The organism is Leclercia sp. AS011 (assembly GCF_037152535.1).
Classification (GTDB): Bacteria; Pseudomonadota; Gammaproteobacteria; order Enterobacterales; family Enterobacteriaceae; genus Enterobacter.
Genome location: NZ_JBBCMA010000001.1, coordinates 1,386,772 through 1,402,127, shown reverse-complemented (window position 1 = coordinate 1,402,127; position 15,356 = coordinate 1,386,772). Strand labels below are relative to the sequence as shown.

The following is a 15,356-nucleotide window of genomic DNA, read 5'->3' as shown; positions in this document are numbered from 1 at the left end:
AATGCAGTTCTTGTCGCATTTTAATGTTCTGACGTTAATGATGACCCCCAGATTCTGGATCGGCTTTGCCACCGTGACGGTGATGACCCTGCTGATTTACTGGCTACTGAAACGCCTCATCACCTTTGTCCATAAGGGCATTACCAGCTGGGGTGACAAACATCCCGCTACCCACAAAATGCATTTTATCCTCACGGAGATACTCAACAGAACCAGCCGGGTGCTGCTGTTTGTGGTCGCTTTTCTTTTTAGCCTGCGCTTTGTCGAACTGCCGGATCGCCTCTACGGAGCCCTGAGCCACGCCTGGTTCCTGGTGCTGGCGATCCAGGTGGCGCTGTGGATGGATCAGGGGGTGGTCTCCTGGCTGCGGCACGTGATGCTCGCGCCGGGAAGTCATAAAAACCCGGTTACCCTGGTGATCACCGGGATGATCCTGCGGGCCATCGTCTGGTCGGTGATGCTGCTGTCGATTCTGGCCAACGCAGGGGTCAACATCACGGCGCTGGTGGCGAGCATGGGGGTAGGGGGTATTGCCATTGCGCTGGCGGTACAGACCATCCTTAGCGACGTTTTTGCCTCGCTCTCCATTGGCTTCGACAAGCCCTTTGAGATCGGCGATTTCGTGGTGTTTAACGACGTTGCCGGGACGGTAGAGCATATCGGTCTTAAGACCACCCGTATCCGCAGCCTGAGCGGGGAGCAGATTGTCTGTGGCAACGCTATCCTGCTTCAGCAGACGCTGCATAACTACAAGCGGATGCAGACCCGTCGTATCGTCTTTACCTTTGGTGTTGCCAGCGATACGCCGCCGGAAAAGCTGCGGATCATTGGCGATAACGTGAAGAAAATCATCACCGATATTGGCGAAACGCGCTTCGACCGTGCCCATCTGCTTGGCTTTGATAAGGACAGGCTCACCTTTGAAGTGGTGCATATCGTCAACACGGCGGATTACAACAAGTACATGGATATCCAGCAGGAGATCAATATCCGTATTCTGGAGAGTCTGAATGATGAGGGGGTCAAGCTGGCACTGCCGAGCATGGTGCTGCATGCGCCCTGGATGAAAGAGGGGGAGAGAGCGCAACAGTCGCCTCAGCCCGTCACGCAGAGCTAAAAAAAAGCCCGCCTTTATGGCGGGCTTTTTCGCTGTTAATCGTCTTCGTCGTCGTCCAGCTCAACCGGGGTTTGGTACTGGTCCGGCTTAATCACCAGCAGGTCGCAGCGCAGGTGATCGATGACCTGCTCCGCGGTGTTGCCGAGGAAGGCGGCAGAGATACCGGTGCGGCCGATGGTGCCCAGCACCACAATGCCCGCCTGCAGATGCTCTGACAGATCCGGGATCACCTCTTCCGGCAGCCCTTTCTCAACGTGGGTCAACTTCTCGTCAATACCGAATTTTTGCCGCAGCGCTTTCATCGCCAGCAGGTGCTGGCCGCGAATGGCGTCGTTATACACGCTCGGATCAAATTCTGGCAGTTCGATGGCAATGTTAATGGGGGTAATCGGGTAGGCGCCCACCAGGTGGACTTCGGTATGGTTAACCTGCTCGGCAAGGTGAAGGGTCTCTTTCACCAGCTTTTCATTCAGGGCGTTGTGGTAGTTCTCTTCGCTGGCGAGATTCACCGCCACCACCGCTTTACCGCCTTCCGGCCACGGCTGGTCTTTCACCATCCACACCGGGCACGGGCATTTACGCAGCAGGTGCCAGTCGGTTGGGGTGAAGATCACCGCTTCCAGCTTGTCGTGCTGGTGGGCCATCTTCAGCAGCAGGTCGTGTTGGCCGCTCACCACTTCCTGGATGATGGCTTCAAACGGACGGTTGTGCCACACCACTTTGATCTCAATGGGGACACCGGCCTCAAGATAGAATTTTGCCTGCTCGCGGATCCAGGCGGTACGCTGGCTGATCACTCCCTGACGCATAGCGGTGCGCTCGTCAGGCGACAGAAGGGTGGTCATTTCGTAAGAAAAGTCATATATCGGCAGAAACGCTTTGATCCTGCCACCAATCCGTTGATGTAAATAGACAGCTCGTCGTAACGCCGGTTGATCGTCCTGATTAGGATCGATGGCCACCAGCATGTTTTGATACTTTGCCATACAGGTCTCCTTACTACTGTCACCACAGTCTGTAAGTAAAAGAGTAACCTATATATCTGAAATGAAACAGAGGGGAAGATTTGCCAGATCAATAAATCAGTAAAATTATCGATCTGGCAGGGGAATCAGAGGAGGTTATGCCACGTTACGCGAGTGGCCCGCCAGCACCGCCAGCGCTTCACCGTTTTCAATGGTGATATATTTGCCTTTCACCGCCAGCATCCCGCTTTTCTGGAAACGACCCAGCAGACGGCTGATGGTCTCCACGGTCAGGCCCAGGTAGTTACCGATGTCGCCACGGGTCATGGTCAGACGGAACTCACGCGGTGAGAATCCGCGCTCGGCGAAACGACGGGACAGGTTATAGATAAAGGCCGCCAGACGTTCTTCCGCATTCTTCTTGGAGAGCAGCAGGATCATATCCTGGTCGCCTTTGATCTCCCCGCTCATCAGACGCATCATCTGCTGACGCAGGTTTGGCATTTTGCCCGACAGATCGTCCAGGGTTTCGAAGGGGATTTCGCAAACCATAGAGGTTTCCAGCGCCTGAGCAAAGCTCGGATGGATACCGGTACCGATGGCATCAAAGCCCACCAGGTCACCCGCCAGGTGGAAGCCGGTGATCTGCTCGTCGCCCTGTTCGGTGATGGTATAGCTCTTGATGGTGCCAGAACGGATAGCGTACAGCGATTTCAGTTCGTCTCCCGCTTTAAACAGCGTCTGCCCTTTCTGAATCGGCTTTTTGCGCTCGATAATATTATCAAGCTGGTCAAGCTCGTGCTCATTCAGGGTAAACGGGATACAGAGCTGGCTGATGCTGCAGTCCTGACAATGGATAGCACAACCGCCAGACTGAATGCGTCGAATAATTCGCTTTTCCGGGATCATAGGTTTGCTCAAGCCTTAATTGATATTGGTCAATTTTAACATCTTTTTGGACCCTGCGTAAGCCTGGTAAACCATCAATCAGGACAAGAACCGTGAATGCGCTAGCATCTTCTTGAAATTCCACAAATTAGCTACGGACTTTATCACTAACTTAAGGAAAATTAAGCACTAAAAGCCTGGAGCTACAGCAGTAAATACCCTTCGTGACGCAGTAACCACTCCTTGCGCTGCACCCCGCCCGCATAGCCGGTCAGGGTGCCGTTACGGCCAATCACGCGGTGGCAGGGCACCACAATACTGACCGGATTGGAGCCGTTAGCGGCACCCACTGCACGCGCTGCGCCCGGACGTCCGAGCTGTTCCGCCAGCTGACCATAATGCATCACCTGACCGCAGGGAATGGCGCGCAACGCCTGCCACACTTCACGCTGAAAAGGGGTGCCGGCCGTGGCGGTCGGCAGGGTGTCGATAATGCTGAGATCGCCCTCGAACCAGGCGGTCAGCTTGTCGCTAAGCCCGCCCGGATTGCTGGCGCTGATACGCTCGTAGCCCTGCGCCCGGTAGTGGATATTGAGCAGCTCCACCATCCGGTTGCTGTGCTCCTCCCACTCGACGGCGCGCAGGTTAAATTGCTCATCCGCAATCACCCACAGCGGCCCCAGCGGGGTGGCAATTTTATCTTCGAGTAATCTCAGCATTGGTGCTCTTCCTTAATTCAGTCGCGGGTACACGCCCGGCCCGATGGGCAGGCCGACAAGATACCATGCCACCAGCATGAGCAACCATACTCCTAAGAAGATAAGCGGATACGGCAACACCAGCGAATAGTAGGTACCCAGTTTGGCCTCGGGCTTGTAGCGCTGGAGGAAACCTAAAAACAGCGGAACAAAGGGCGACACCGGGGCCAGCGGGATCACCGACGAATCCGCCACGCGGAACAGGATCTGCGCAAACGCCGGATGGAAACCAAGCAGCATAAACATCGGCACGAAAATAGGAGCCAGAATCGACCAGATAGCCGAGCCGCTGGCGATAAACATGCACAGCAGGGAGGAGAGCAGCGCCAGGCCGACGAATGCCGGTACGCCGCTTAACCCGGCGGTTTCCAGCAGGTCGGTCAGGCCCACCGCCATAAACATGCCCATGTTGCTCCAGTTAAACATGGCGACAAACTGCGCCAGCGGGAACACCATCACGATAAACCCGGCCATCTCTTTCATCGGCTCGATCATCAGCTGGGGCAGATCGCCCTGACGCCGCACTTTCCCGGTGGCAATACCGTAGGCCAGCGAGACGACGAAGAAGAAGAGGATGATCAGCGGCACGATGCCTTTGATAAACGGCGAAGGCAGCACGGTGTGCAGCACCGGATCGCGCAGGATGCCGTTCTCCGGCACCACCATCAGGGCAATGGCGGCGATAAACAGCAGCGATACCACCCCGGCAACCCGCAGCCCGCGGCGCTGCTCCGGCGACAACGCATCCAGCTTCTCATCGCTGCTGCCCTGCCACTTGCCCAGACGCGGCTCGACGATCCTGTCCGTGATCAGCCCCCCGACAATCGTCAGCACAATTACCGAGCTGGCCATAAAGTACCAGTTGTCGATCACGCTGACGTGCATCGCGGCATCAATGGTTTTGGCCGCTTCGGTGCTGATACCCGAGAGCAGCACGTCGGTGGTGACGATCAGCAGATTGGCGGTAAAACCACAGCCCACCCCGGCGATAGCGGCCAGCAGGCCCGCCACCGGATGACGCCCGACGGCGAGGAAGATCAGCGCGCCCATCGGAGGCATGATCACCAGCGCCGCATCGGACGAGATATGGCTGAAGAAGGCGATAAACAGCACCATGTAGCTGGCGTAGCGCGCGCTGACGTGGGACGCCATTTTCACCATCAGGGCAGGCAGCAGGCCGGAACGTTCGGCCAGACCGGCACCCAGCACCAGGGCCAGGATCGCCCCCAGGGGGGCGAAGCCGCTGAAGTTTTTAATCACATTGGGTAAAAACCAGTGCAGACCTTCAACGCTCAGCAGGTTTTTCACCACCACCATGCTACCGTCGGCCGGATTGCGGGCGCTGACGTTAAAAGCCGACAGCACGGCGGTAGCCGCGGCCAGGATCACAATCAAATAGACGAATAGCAGGAAAGGGTGCGGCACTTTATTGCCGATCCTTTCAACCCAACCATAGAGCTTGCCGGATGGGGAATGCGAAGGTATGGATGACATACTCATGGGCGTTCCTCGGGAGTGTTATGTTGTTATGTTGTGTTTTATTATTTTAAAGGTGACGGTGTCACGTTATCAGGGATCGGGCAAAGGTACGGTTTTTCGGTTATCTGTTGGGTAAATTCCTCGCGGCAGGCGGCCAGCAGCGCCGGATCCTGCAACAGCGCCAGGGCGGTAGCCCCCATCACTTTACCGGCCAGCAGCATCCCTTTATGGGCGATGGTGGTACGGCCCTGGGCCACCAGTTGCCAGGTGTGCAGTGGCGTGCCGACGGTAAAGCAGGGGCTGAAGCACTGGGCGACCGGCATTTTCCAGCTGACGTCGCCCACGTCGGTAGAGCCCGCCAGCACGTTATCGGTGACGGCGTACGGGGCCACCTCATCCACCAGCAGGGTCTGTTGATGCCGACGGGCAAACTGCTTGCCGTCTTCCCCGCCGGTAGCGGCGATATTTTTCAGGCTGTTTTGCAGATCGTTATCGGTCAGGGTGGCGCGGATCTCCGCAGCAAAGGCGCGTTCTTCATCGCTCCATGCCGGGGTGCCGTAATGCTGGAGGGCACTGTACATGGCGGCCTCCAGGGTGCGGTTGGGTAGGTAGCTGGAGCAGGCCTTATCGAAGCGGCGTTCGACTGTGGTTTCGGTCATCAGCGCTGCGCCCTGAGCAATCTTTTCGATCCGCTCGTAGATCTGCTGCGCATCGGCCATTTCCGGGGCGCGGATCAGATACAGCACTTCCGCCTGGGCCTGCACCACGTTCGGGGAGATCCCGCCGGTATCGGTGATGGCGTAGTGGACGCGGGCTTTTTCAATAATGTGTTCATTGAGGAAGTTGGTGCCGGTGGTCATCAGCGTGACCGCATCCAGCGCGCTGCGCCCCAGATGCGGGGAGTTGGCGGCATGGGCGGCGGTGCCGTAAAAACGCCACGCCGCCTGTATGTTGGCTAAGGTGCTGACGTTAAACATCCCGGCAAAGGCTTCCGGGTGCCAGGTAACGGCGGCATCCACGTCGTCGAACAACCCTTCGCGCACCATAAAGGTTTTGCCCGAGCCACCTTCTTCACCAGGGCAGCCGTAAAAGCGCAGGGTGCCGCTGCCGCCGTGCTGCTCCAGCCAGTTTTTCACCGCCACCGCGCCCGCTAGCCCGGCGGTGCCGAGCAGGTTATGCCCGCAGCCGTGGCCGTTGGCCCCCGGCGTGTCGGTTTGCGGGGTGGCGCAGTGCGCCTGCTGACTCAGGCCTGCCAGGGCATCGTACTCCCCCAGAATGGCGATCACCGGTTTACCCTCGCCGTAGCTGGCAATAAAGGCATTCGGTACGCCGCCCGCCTCGCGGGTCAGGCTAAAACCGGCCTCTTCCAGGGCACTGGCCAGCCGCTCGGCGGACCAGAACTCTTCAAAACGGGTCTCCGGGTGATCCCAGATCGCATCGGCAATGTCGGTAAATTCCTGACATCGGGTGTCGATGGCGTCCTCAACAAAACGGTAAATGCTCTCCATTACACACCTCGCGTCCACGGGAAGTTAAGCGCGGTACGCGCCAGGGTTTCGATAGCGATCAGCATCACCGACTCGTCGAAATCGAATTTTTCGTTGTGGTGTCCGGCGCTGAGGGTAGTGCCAAAGACCATATAGGAGGCGAGGCCGCCGTTCTGCTGAACCCGGGCCATCATCAGGGTGGCGTCTTCTGACCCGGCAGGAGCTTTCACTTTGTCGATGGCCTGTTCAACACCGGCCACCCGGGAAGCCTGCTCGCGCAGATAGTTCACCCACGCCGGAGAGGGCGCGCTGGAGGTCGCCGCCCCCATCAGACGCAGCTCGGCACTGACGCCGTGCATCGTCGCCGCGCCGTCAATCACCGCTTTTGCGCGCTCAAACACATAGCGGTTAATGGCTTCGCTCTCGCCGCGGGTCTCCACCTTCAGCAACGCGCTGGCAGGGACGACGTTACGGCCGCTGCCCGCCTGCATCACGCCGACGTTGACGCGGGACGCGCCTTCGCTGTGCGGGGCGATACTGTGCAGGCCAATGGCGGCCTGAGCGGCGGCCAGCAGGGCATTGCGACCCTCTTCGGGTTTGCCGCCCGCATGCGCCGCCACGCCGGTAAAGCGCACGTCAAATTTGGTGGTCGCCATAAAGTTATCGCTGCCGCAAATCACGGTGCCCGTCGGCACGCCGGTGCCGATGTGGATGGCGGTAAAATAGTCCACGCCGTCAAGCGCGCCAGCGGCAACCATGGCCCGTGCGCCGCGGGTGCCCTCTTCGGCAGGCTGGAAGATGAGTTTGATGGTGCCGTTCAGTTGCGCGCGGTGCTGCATCAGCAGGTGCGCCAGCCCGAGGCCAATGGTGGTATGCCCGTCATGGGCGCAGGCATGCATCATGCCGCTGTTGCAGGAGGCGAAGCCTTCCCGGGCAGGCAGATGATCATTCTGGGTCGATTCATCCAGGTCCAGCGCGTCCATGTCGACCCGGAAGGCGAGGGTCGGCCCCGGACGGCCGGTATTGAGGGTGGCGACAATGCCGGTGAAACCGCCTTCAAACGCGCTGAGCCATTTTTCCGGCGCGCCTTGCTGACGTGCCCGGTCAAACGCCTGCGCCAGGGTTGCCTCGTCAGGCAGGCCCATCCGGCTGTCAGCGTCGACCACGTCGCGGCCCATTGCCAGCGTGTAGCCCAGTTGATCCAGCACCTCTGCGACCTTTGCCGCGGTGCGGAACTCCACCCAGCCGGATTCGGCAAAGTGATGGAAATCACGTCGCCAGGCGGTGAGTTGCGGGAAGAGGGTTTTCAGGTCCTGCGCCAGTGTATGCATATCGTTTCCTGTCATCATTAGAATATGTGAACTCCTTCACACTGTGATAGTTTTTACTTATCACTAACCGTTTTTTCACAGATTTAACCGTTCACGGCTTACCCTGGCACAATCAATTCCATTACAGTAGATGACAGTTTCTTTACTCTGATAAACAACGGTTATCGGTGCCGACATGACATTCCAGGTAAAATTTCATCAGCTGCGGGCCTTTGTAGAAGTGGCACAGCAGGGGAGCATCCGCGGGGCGGGCCGGGTATTGAACCTGTCGCAACCGGCATTGACCAAATCGATTAAAGAGCTGGAAGAGGGTATTGCGGCACAGCTGTTTATCCGCCGCAGCAAAGGGGTGACTTTAACCGAGTGTGGCGAGAGTTTTTACCAGCACGCCAGGCTGATCCTCGAAGAGTTACGCAGCGCCCAGGACGATATCCGCCAGCGGCAAGGGCAACAGGCCGGGCAGATTAATATCGGTATGGGAGCCAGTATCGCCCGCCTGTTAATGCCCGCGGTTATTAACCGCTTCCACCAGCAGCATCCGCAGGTCAAGGTGCGTATTATGGAAGGGCAATTAGTGTCGATGATTAATGAATTACGTCAGGGGGAACTTGATTTTACCATCAATACCTATTACCAGGGTCCCTATGATCATGAATTCACGTTCGAAAAATTGTTTGAGAAGCCTTTTGCGATATTTTGTCGGGCAAATCATCCGGCAATAGGGGCTACTACTATTAATGAATTACTGAAATATAGCTGGACGATGCCGACGCCGCGAGGCAGTTATTATAAGCAGCTGGAGGAGATGTTTACCCACCGGGATCAGATCCCCCATATTGGCGTGGTATGCGAAACCTTTTCGTCCTGTATTAGTCTGGTGGCGCAGAGTGATTTTCTCAGCATTCTGCCGCAGGAGCTGGGCTGCGACCCGCTTCTGGCCAACAGGCTGGTGATGTTGCCGGTGAAAGAGCCATTACCGAAGGCGACCTATTACCTTATTCAAAGAAGGGATTCCCGACAAACTCCCCTGACCACCTCATTAATCACACAATTCAGACGCGAGGCCCGGCAGGTTATTTATTAAGCAGGATGGAGATAAAAAAATGGAGCCCGTCGACATCCAACAGACTCCACAGTACACACAGCATTGCTCCACATGCAACTCTGCTTATTATTTCCATTCTGCAGATAACTTCATATATAACACCTTTTAGCGATAAATAAAGGAATTAACGTAACGGGATCATAAAAATTTAATGTAAGTCATAAAGTTAAACCTTAATAAAAATTAATGTAAGCTCGCATACATTATCAATTAAATTTAGTTTATTAATTATTGTTTTTGAAATGATCGACCGGGGGCACAACCCCGCATTGAGCCCGGTGAAAGGGGCAGGTATAGTACCCTGTCAGTTAAGCAGGAGGATGCCATGAACCCCGAAGATAAATCGCTTTTTCTCGACGCGATGGAGGATGTCCAGCCTCTCAGGCGCTGTAGCGACGTCCACTGGCAGCCCGCCTCAACCCCGCGTACCCGCCAGTCTGTGGACACCAGCCAGCTCGATAACTTTCTTACCACCGGTTTTCTGGATGTCATTCCCCTGGCAGAGCCGCTGGCGTTTCAGCGGGACGGGGTGCAGCAGGGGGTGTTCGACAAGCTGCGCTCGGGTAAATATCCCCGCCAGGCGAGCCTGACCTTGTTGCGCCAGCCCGTGGAGCAGTGTCGCCAGCAGCTGTTCAGTTTCATCAATCAGGCGGAACGCGACGGCTTGCGTAACCTGATCATCATCCATGGTAAGGGGCGCGACGATAAGTCTCACGCCAACATTGTGCGCAGCTATCTGGCGCGCTGGCTGACAGAATTCGAGGCGGTGCAGGCGTTTTGCGCGGCCCAACCGCACCACGGCGGCAGCGGGGCCTGTTATGTGGCGCTGCGCAAGTCCAGCGAGGCGAAGCTCGAAACCCGCGAGCGGTTGGCCAAACGCAGCCGTTGAACATGGACAACACCGCCTTATGCTACCGCCAGTTTGGTGAACCCGAGTCTGTTCTGCACCGGGAAACCGCCGTAAAAGCAGCCCTGCAGCCGGGAATGCTGCGGGTGCAGATGCTGCTTTCCCCGGTCAACGCCTCGGATCTGATCCCCATTACCGGTGCCTATCGCCACCGCATCACCTTGCCTGCCATCGCCGGGTATGAGGGCGTGGGGCGGGTGATTGCCGCCCCGAAAGACGCCGCCCATCTGCTGGATAGGCGGGTTTTGCCCCTGCGCGGGGAAGGAACCTGGCAGCAATACGTTGATTGCCCGGCGGCGATGGCGATCCCGGTTCCGGATGCCATTGAGACTACCCTGGCGGCGCGGGCATTTATCAATCCGCTGGCGGCCTGGCTGATGCTCAACCTCTGGCCTGTGCAGGGAAAACGGGTGCTTCTTACCGCCGCCGGATCGGACTGCGCCATTCTGCTCGGGCAGTGGGCGCTGCGGCGGGGGGCAACGGAGGTGGTGGGCATTCACCGCTCGGCCATCCATGCCGACAGGCTGCGGGGGATGGGGATCGTCCCGGTTGCGCAGCAGGACAGCGATAGCGTGCGCGCGGCCGCTGCGGCGAGCGATATCGTCTACGACGCCACCGGGGGAGAACTGGCGCAGGCTATCCTCAGCGCAATGCGCAGCAGCGCCCGCTTTATCTGCTACGGGCTGCTTTCCGGTCAACCTTTCGCGTTACAACGTCACTTTCCGCCGATGCACTGGTTCCATATTCGTAACCATTTCGATTCGCTTACCCCACAGGCGTGGCATGCGGCGTTTCACGACATCTGGCCTTTGCTGATGGAGAGCCAGTACAGCAGCGCCCGGCAGTTACCCTTTAGCGCCTGGCTGTCGGCCCTGGCCGACTACCGCCAGGCGGGGCGAACCCATAAGCCGCTACTGGACTTAACCCGGGACAATCCTTAGCTCGCCCGGCTCATATCGCTCAGCAACAGGGCAATGCTTTTGCCGCCCGCGGTCTGCTCGAGGGCAATCTTGACGATAATGGTCAGGGGCACCGACAGCAGCATCCCCACCGGCCCGAGCAGCCAGCCCCAGAAGATCAGCGACAGGAAGACCACCAGCGTAGAGAGGCCCAGCCCGCGCCCCATTAACCGGGGTTCGAGGATGTTGCCGAAGATCAGGTTGATGACCAGATATCCGGCCAGCAGCACCAGCGCCGGGTAAAAGCCGCTGAACACCAGCACCTGGGCAATCGGCGGAATAGCCGCCAGCACCGAGCCGATGTTGGGGATATAGTTCAGGGCAAAGGCCAGCAGCGCCCAGACGAAGGCGAACCGTACCTCCAGCGCCGCCAGCATTCCCCAGACCACCAGCCCGGTCACCAGGCTGATGGCGGTCTTCAGCACCAGATAGTGCGAGACGCTGTCGAGGGCACGCTGAATGGCGGCCATGCCTTCCTCCGGGCGGGACATCAGGGGCCGGATCTTGGCCGGCAGCTGCGGCACTTCCAGCAGCATAAACACCACCGTCAGCAGCAGTAAAAAGATGGCGGTCATGGCGCTGGAGAGCTGGGCCAGCAGGGCGGTCACCAGCGTCATGGCGGCATTGGGGTCGATGTACTTCAGCAGCTCCTCCATCGACACTTCAATCCCGGCCCGCTGCAGCCAGGGTTCAAGATGCAGCAGCGGCACGGCCAGCGAGGAGCGGTAGTGCGGCAGGGTGCGCGCCAGCTCATTCAGCGAGGTACCCAGATAAGCCACCAGCAGCGCCATAAAGACCACGATAAGCAGGATCGGCAGGACGATCGCCAGCACCCGGGGAAGACGCAGGCGCACCAGCCAGCGCACCAGCGGGTGCAGCACCACGGCGATAAACAGCGCCAGAATAAAGGGCACAATAATATCCGCCGCAATGCGGATCCCCGTCAGCACAATCACCAGCATGCCGAGCATGATGACTATTTTTAATCCGTTAAGGGTAATAATGGGTTTGGCCACGCTGGCTCCTGATATCGTCCGTTTTATATATTCTAACGGCGCTGCGCGTTGAATAAATTAACCAAACGCAAACGGGAAGGGTAAAGAAATGAAAAGGCTTTGAGTAAAATCCTGGCGTATGGTAAAAATCAGCTGTGTTTAACTACCGGAGACAATGTTCATCTGCACTGACGAGAAGCAACACCGCAGATAATTGTAATTTTATGGACAATCTGTTCAGGACCTATTTTTCAAACCTCTCTGTTTCACTCTCCTCTTTTTGCCTGCCGTCTGGCGAGCAGCACTGGCGCAACGCGCTGTAGACCCTCTCTCTGCCTGAGCTGGCGCCTTGCGCCCGGCTGATTTTTCATTCGTTTTTACCCGGCTGCCAACCCTGGCGAGCCGCGAAGGATTATATTCTCAAGCAGGAGAAAAACATGTTTTACTGGATCCTCTTAGCCCTGGCTATCGTTGCTGAAATAACCGGTACCCTCTCAATGAAATGGGCCAGCGTCAGCGGCGGCCACACCGGCTATATTTTAATGCTGTCGATGATTGCCCTGTCCTATATTTTCTTGTCATTTGCGGTTAAAAAAATCGCGCTGGGCGTAGCCTATGCATTATGGGAAGGGATAGGTATTTTCTTAATCACTCTTTTTAGCGTGTTACTGTTTGATGAGTCCCTGTCATTGATGAAAATGGCCGGACTGACCACGCTGGTTGCGGGAATAATATTTATCAAATCCGGTACCCGCAAACCGGCGAAGCCGCGCAAGGAGGTGACCCATGCAACAGTTTGAGTGGGTTCATGGTGCCTGGCTGACGCTGGCGATCGTCCTTGAGATTGCGGCCAACGTGCTGCTGAAGTTTTCTGACGGTTTTCGCCGCAAAACCTATGGTCTGCTGTCGATTGCCGCGGTACTCGGCGCGTTCAGCGCCCTGTCGCAGGCGGTAAAAGGCATTGAGCTGTCGGTGGCCTATGCTCTGTGGGGCGGATTCGGGATTGCGGCAACGCTGGCGGCGGGCTGGATCCTGTTCGGTCAGCGGCTGAACCGCAAGGGCTGGATCGGCCTGCTGCTGCTCCTCGCCGGGATGATTATGATAAAACTGGCCTGATAACGTCGCTGCCTGCCATTCCAGGCAGCGAAATTCATCTCCTGTATTACGCTTAGACTGAAGGTATTAAAAAAGATGAGGAATGAATGCATACCCCTTTAAGCTGGCGTAAAATCCCTTCTGCTAAGACCCTGTTTGTCATGATTTTTATGGCAGGGATCGGCTTAATTTTCTCTGTTGTCACCCTGCTGTACCTCTCCCTGAACCTCATCAGCAGTAAAGCCAATGAAATCGACGAGCAGCGCACGGCCCTCTCGGTGCAGGGTGCCGTTCAGACCTCCATAAACCGGGTCTGGTCGCTGGTCATCGACAATGCCGTCTGGGATGACGCGGTGCGCGAAGCCTATCGTCCGGCGCTGGACGTGGACTGGCTCTACAACACCTGGGGGGCGGGCTATAAGGTCAATAATCTCTATGACGGCACCTTTGTGCTCGACGAACGTTTTCAGGTGCTGTGGGGGTCATTCAAAAGCCAGCCTTTTGCAGAAAAAAGCCTCGACTTCTTTGGCGAGGGCTTAACGTCGCTGATCCAGCTGCACGGCAGCGCTCTCAGGTCGGAAAAAAACATCTACGCCGGGATCACCCGCACCCGCGCGGGGATTGCCTTCGTGGGCGTTGGTCTGATCCGCCCGACGATTGGCAACCTGCCGCCGGGGGACAGCGCCCGGCGCTTTCTGGTCATCACCCGCCATATCAATCCACAAATTTTACGCGATCTGGGAAATACCTTTCAGATCGACGATTTGACCTTTACGCCGGAGAAGATCGGCGACGTTAGCGTGCCGCTGAAAAGCGCTTCGGGGGAGGTGCTGGGCTATCTGTCGTGGTCGCCGCGCCTGCCGGGCGTCGCCGCGGCGAAAGCCGCCTCGCTGGATATCACCCAGATCGTGCTGTTCACCGCGGCGCTGATTTTGCTGTTCATCCTCTTCAGCTGCGTGGGGCTGTACAAACTGGCGCGCGGTGAAAACCTGGCACGCAAGGTCGCGCGTACCGACTGGCTGAGCCATTTACCGAACCGGCGGGCGCTGATTGAAGAGCTGGAGCGGGTGAGCCTGCGCGGCGATACCGATCGCAAAAGCGTGGTGTTTATCGACCTCGACGGCTTTAAAGACGTTAACGACATCTACGGCCACGAGGTGGGGGATGAGCTGATCGTCATCATCGCTGGCGCGTTACGCGACAACGTGCCCAAAGATGGCATGCTGGCCCGCATGGGTGGGGATGAATTTGCCATGACCATCGGCGGAGAGAACGGCGAAGCGCTGGCCTCGGCCTTTGCGGGCTTTGTGCTCGATTATCTCCACAATGCAATCCGCGTCGGGGAGCGCACCATCCATATTGGTGCCAGCATTGGGATCGCCAGCGGCACCCTGGTGGAGTGCCCCAGCTCGGAGCTGTTCCGTCGCGCCGATATCGCCATGTACCACTCGAAAATCACCGGCAAGGGGCGGGTGACGCACTACGACACGGAGCTGAACAGCGAGCGTGAGCGCAAGATGGCGATTGAGAGCCAGATCCGCAGCGGCCTTGAGCGCGACGAGTTTGATGTCTGGTATCAGCCGATCATCGATGCGCGCAGCCAGAAGATGGTCGGCGTGGAGGCGCTGGTGCGCTGGCCGCGCCGCCCGGAGGGGCCGCTACCGCCGGATCTGTTTATCACCGTCGCGGAGACCAGCGGATTGATTTATGGCCTGGGGCAGTTTGTTCTGCGCCGGGCCTGTCAGGATCTGGAGCCCTACGCGGATCTCAAGCTGTCGGTGAATATCTCGCCCGCACAGTTCCGCGACCCGGAGTTTGAGGCCAAAGTGGAGGGCGCCCTCGAGGTCAGCCGCTTCCCGGCCACGCGCCTGCAGCTGGAGGTGACGGAAACCTACGTGCTGGAAAATCCGGAGCGGGCGCGCTCGGCCATCAATAACCTCAGAGCGCAGGGGATCGCGGTGGCGCTGGACGATTTTGGGACCGGCTACTCAAGCATCGGCTATCTCAGGCGCTTTAACTTCGACACTATCAAGATCGACAAGTCCCTGGCCGGGCTGGTGGATCATGATGCCCAGGCATCGGCTCTGGTCAGCGGCACGGTGCGCATCGCCAGCGCCCTTGGGATGACCGTGGTGGCCGAAGGGGTAGAGAACGAAAAGCAGATGAAGCTGCTGCGGCTGGCGGGCTGCGATCAATTGCAGGGCTTCTGGTACAGCCAGCCGATGCCGATCGAGGCGATTATGGCGCTACGTCAGCAGCGCCAGTGTTAA

15 protein-coding genes are annotated in these 15,356 nt (G+C 57.8%); 8 read left to right on the top strand and 7 right to left on the bottom strand.

What is annotated here, in order from left to right; all coding sequences use genetic code 11:
* Position 1 precedes the first annotated feature (1 nt).
* A complete protein-coding gene (locus tag WFO70_RS06515; RefSeq protein ID WP_337015254.1) occupies positions 2 to 1,117 on the top strand; it encodes a mechanosensitive ion channel family protein in 1,116 nt (371 codons plus the stop codon).
* 35 nt (positions 1,118 to 1,152) lie between these two features.
* Here the strand turns inward: WFO70_RS06515 and uspE are convergent, their stop codons facing one another.
* From uspE to WFO70_RS06485, 6 genes are all read right to left on the bottom strand, one after another.
* Positions 1,153 to 2,103, bottom strand: coding sequence for a universal stress protein UspE (gene uspE / locus WFO70_RS06510; protein ID WP_337015253.1), 951 nt, complete (start codon positions 2,101 to 2,103; stop codon positions 1,153 to 1,155).
* A gap of 135 nt (positions 2,104 to 2,238) precedes the next feature.
* Positions 2,239 to 2,991, bottom strand: coding sequence for a fumarate/nitrate reduction transcriptional regulator Fnr (fnr, locus tag WFO70_RS06505; protein WP_325929305.1), 753 nt, complete (start codon positions 2,989 to 2,991; stop codon positions 2,239 to 2,241).
* A 182-nt stretch (positions 2,992 to 3,173) separates the two neighbouring features.
* Entirely contained in the window at positions 3,174 to 3,689 is a 516-nt protein-coding gene (gene ogt / locus WFO70_RS06500; protein ID WP_337015252.1) for a methylated-DNA--[protein]-cysteine S-methyltransferase, read from the bottom strand.
* A 12-nt stretch (positions 3,690 to 3,701) separates the two neighbouring features.
* Positions 3,702 to 5,228, bottom strand: a complete 1,527-nt coding sequence (gene abgT / locus WFO70_RS06495) for a p-aminobenzoyl-glutamate transporter (RefSeq protein ID WP_337015251.1) — start codon at positions 5,226 to 5,228, stop codon at positions 3,702 to 3,704.
* A gap of 41 nt (positions 5,229 to 5,269) precedes the next feature.
* The gene (locus WFO70_RS06490; RefSeq protein WP_337015249.1) at positions 5,270 to 6,715 is read right to left on the bottom strand and encodes a M20 family metallopeptidase; all 1,446 of its coding nucleotides are present in this window, start codon (positions 6,713 to 6,715) and stop codon (positions 5,270 to 5,272) included.
* Positions 6,715 to 8,025: a M20 family metallo-hydrolase gene (locus WFO70_RS06485; RefSeq protein WP_337015248.1), complete on the bottom strand. Its 1,311-nt coding sequence runs from the start codon at positions 8,023 to 8,025 to the stop codon at positions 6,715 to 6,717. Before WFO70_RS06485 ends, WFO70_RS06490 begins: the two co-directional genes overlap by 1 nt.
* A gap of 175 nt (positions 8,026 to 8,200) precedes the next feature.
* Between WFO70_RS06485 and WFO70_RS06480 the strand changes: the two genes are divergently transcribed.
* From WFO70_RS06480 to WFO70_RS06470, 3 genes are all read left to right on the top strand, one after another.
* Positions 8,201 to 9,109, top strand: coding sequence for a LysR family transcriptional regulator (locus tag WFO70_RS06480; protein ID WP_337015247.1), 909 nt, complete (start codon positions 8,201 to 8,203; stop codon positions 9,107 to 9,109).
* Between the two features lie 346 nt (positions 9,110 to 9,455).
* The gene (smrA, locus tag WFO70_RS06475) at positions 9,456 to 10,019 is read left to right on the top strand and encodes a DNA endonuclease SmrA (protein WP_337015245.1); all 564 of its coding nucleotides are present in this window, start codon (positions 9,456 to 9,458) and stop codon (positions 10,017 to 10,019) included.
* Positions 10,020 to 10,021: 2 nt separating this feature from the next.
* Complete coding sequence (locus WFO70_RS06470; protein ID WP_337015244.1) at positions 10,022 to 10,978, top strand: zinc-dependent alcohol dehydrogenase family protein; 957 nt, start codon at positions 10,022 to 10,024, stop codon at positions 10,976 to 10,978.
* Here the strand turns inward: WFO70_RS06470 and WFO70_RS06465 are convergent.
* On the bottom strand, positions 10,975 to 12,012 hold the full coding sequence (locus WFO70_RS06465) for an AI-2E family transporter (protein WP_337015243.1): 1,038 nt from the start codon (positions 12,010 to 12,012) through the stop codon (positions 10,975 to 10,977). The two genes, WFO70_RS06470 and WFO70_RS06465, sit on opposite strands and share 4 nt — an antisense overlap.
* Positions 12,013 to 12,146: 134 nt before the next feature.
* Between WFO70_RS06465 and WFO70_RS22475 the strand changes: the two genes are divergently transcribed.
* The 4 genes from WFO70_RS22475 to WFO70_RS06450 all read left to right on the top strand — a co-directional run bounded on the left by WFO70_RS22475 (position 12,147) and on the right by WFO70_RS06450 (position 15,356).
* Positions 12,147 to 12,314 (top strand): protein YdgV, encoded by a 168-nt coding sequence (locus WFO70_RS22475; RefSeq protein WP_442913356.1) that lies wholly within the window; start codon positions 12,147 to 12,149, stop codon positions 12,312 to 12,314.
* A gap of 114 nt (positions 12,315 to 12,428) precedes the next feature.
* The gene (gene mdtJ, locus WFO70_RS06460) at positions 12,429 to 12,791 is read left to right on the top strand and encodes a multidrug/spermidine efflux SMR transporter subunit MdtJ (protein WP_337015241.1); all 363 of its coding nucleotides are present in this window, start codon (positions 12,429 to 12,431) and stop codon (positions 12,789 to 12,791) included.
* The gene (gene mdtI / locus WFO70_RS06455; RefSeq protein ID WP_337015240.1) at positions 12,778 to 13,107 is read left to right on the top strand and encodes a multidrug/spermidine efflux SMR transporter subunit MdtI; all 330 of its coding nucleotides are present in this window, start codon (positions 12,778 to 12,780) and stop codon (positions 13,105 to 13,107) included. The genes mdtJ and mdtI overlap by 14 nt, the downstream gene beginning before the upstream one ends.
* A gap of 86 nt (positions 13,108 to 13,193) precedes the next feature.
* On the top strand, positions 13,194 to 15,356 hold the full coding sequence (locus WFO70_RS06450) for a bifunctional diguanylate cyclase/phosphodiesterase (RefSeq protein WP_337015238.1): 2,163 nt from the start codon (positions 13,194 to 13,196) through the stop codon (positions 15,354 to 15,356).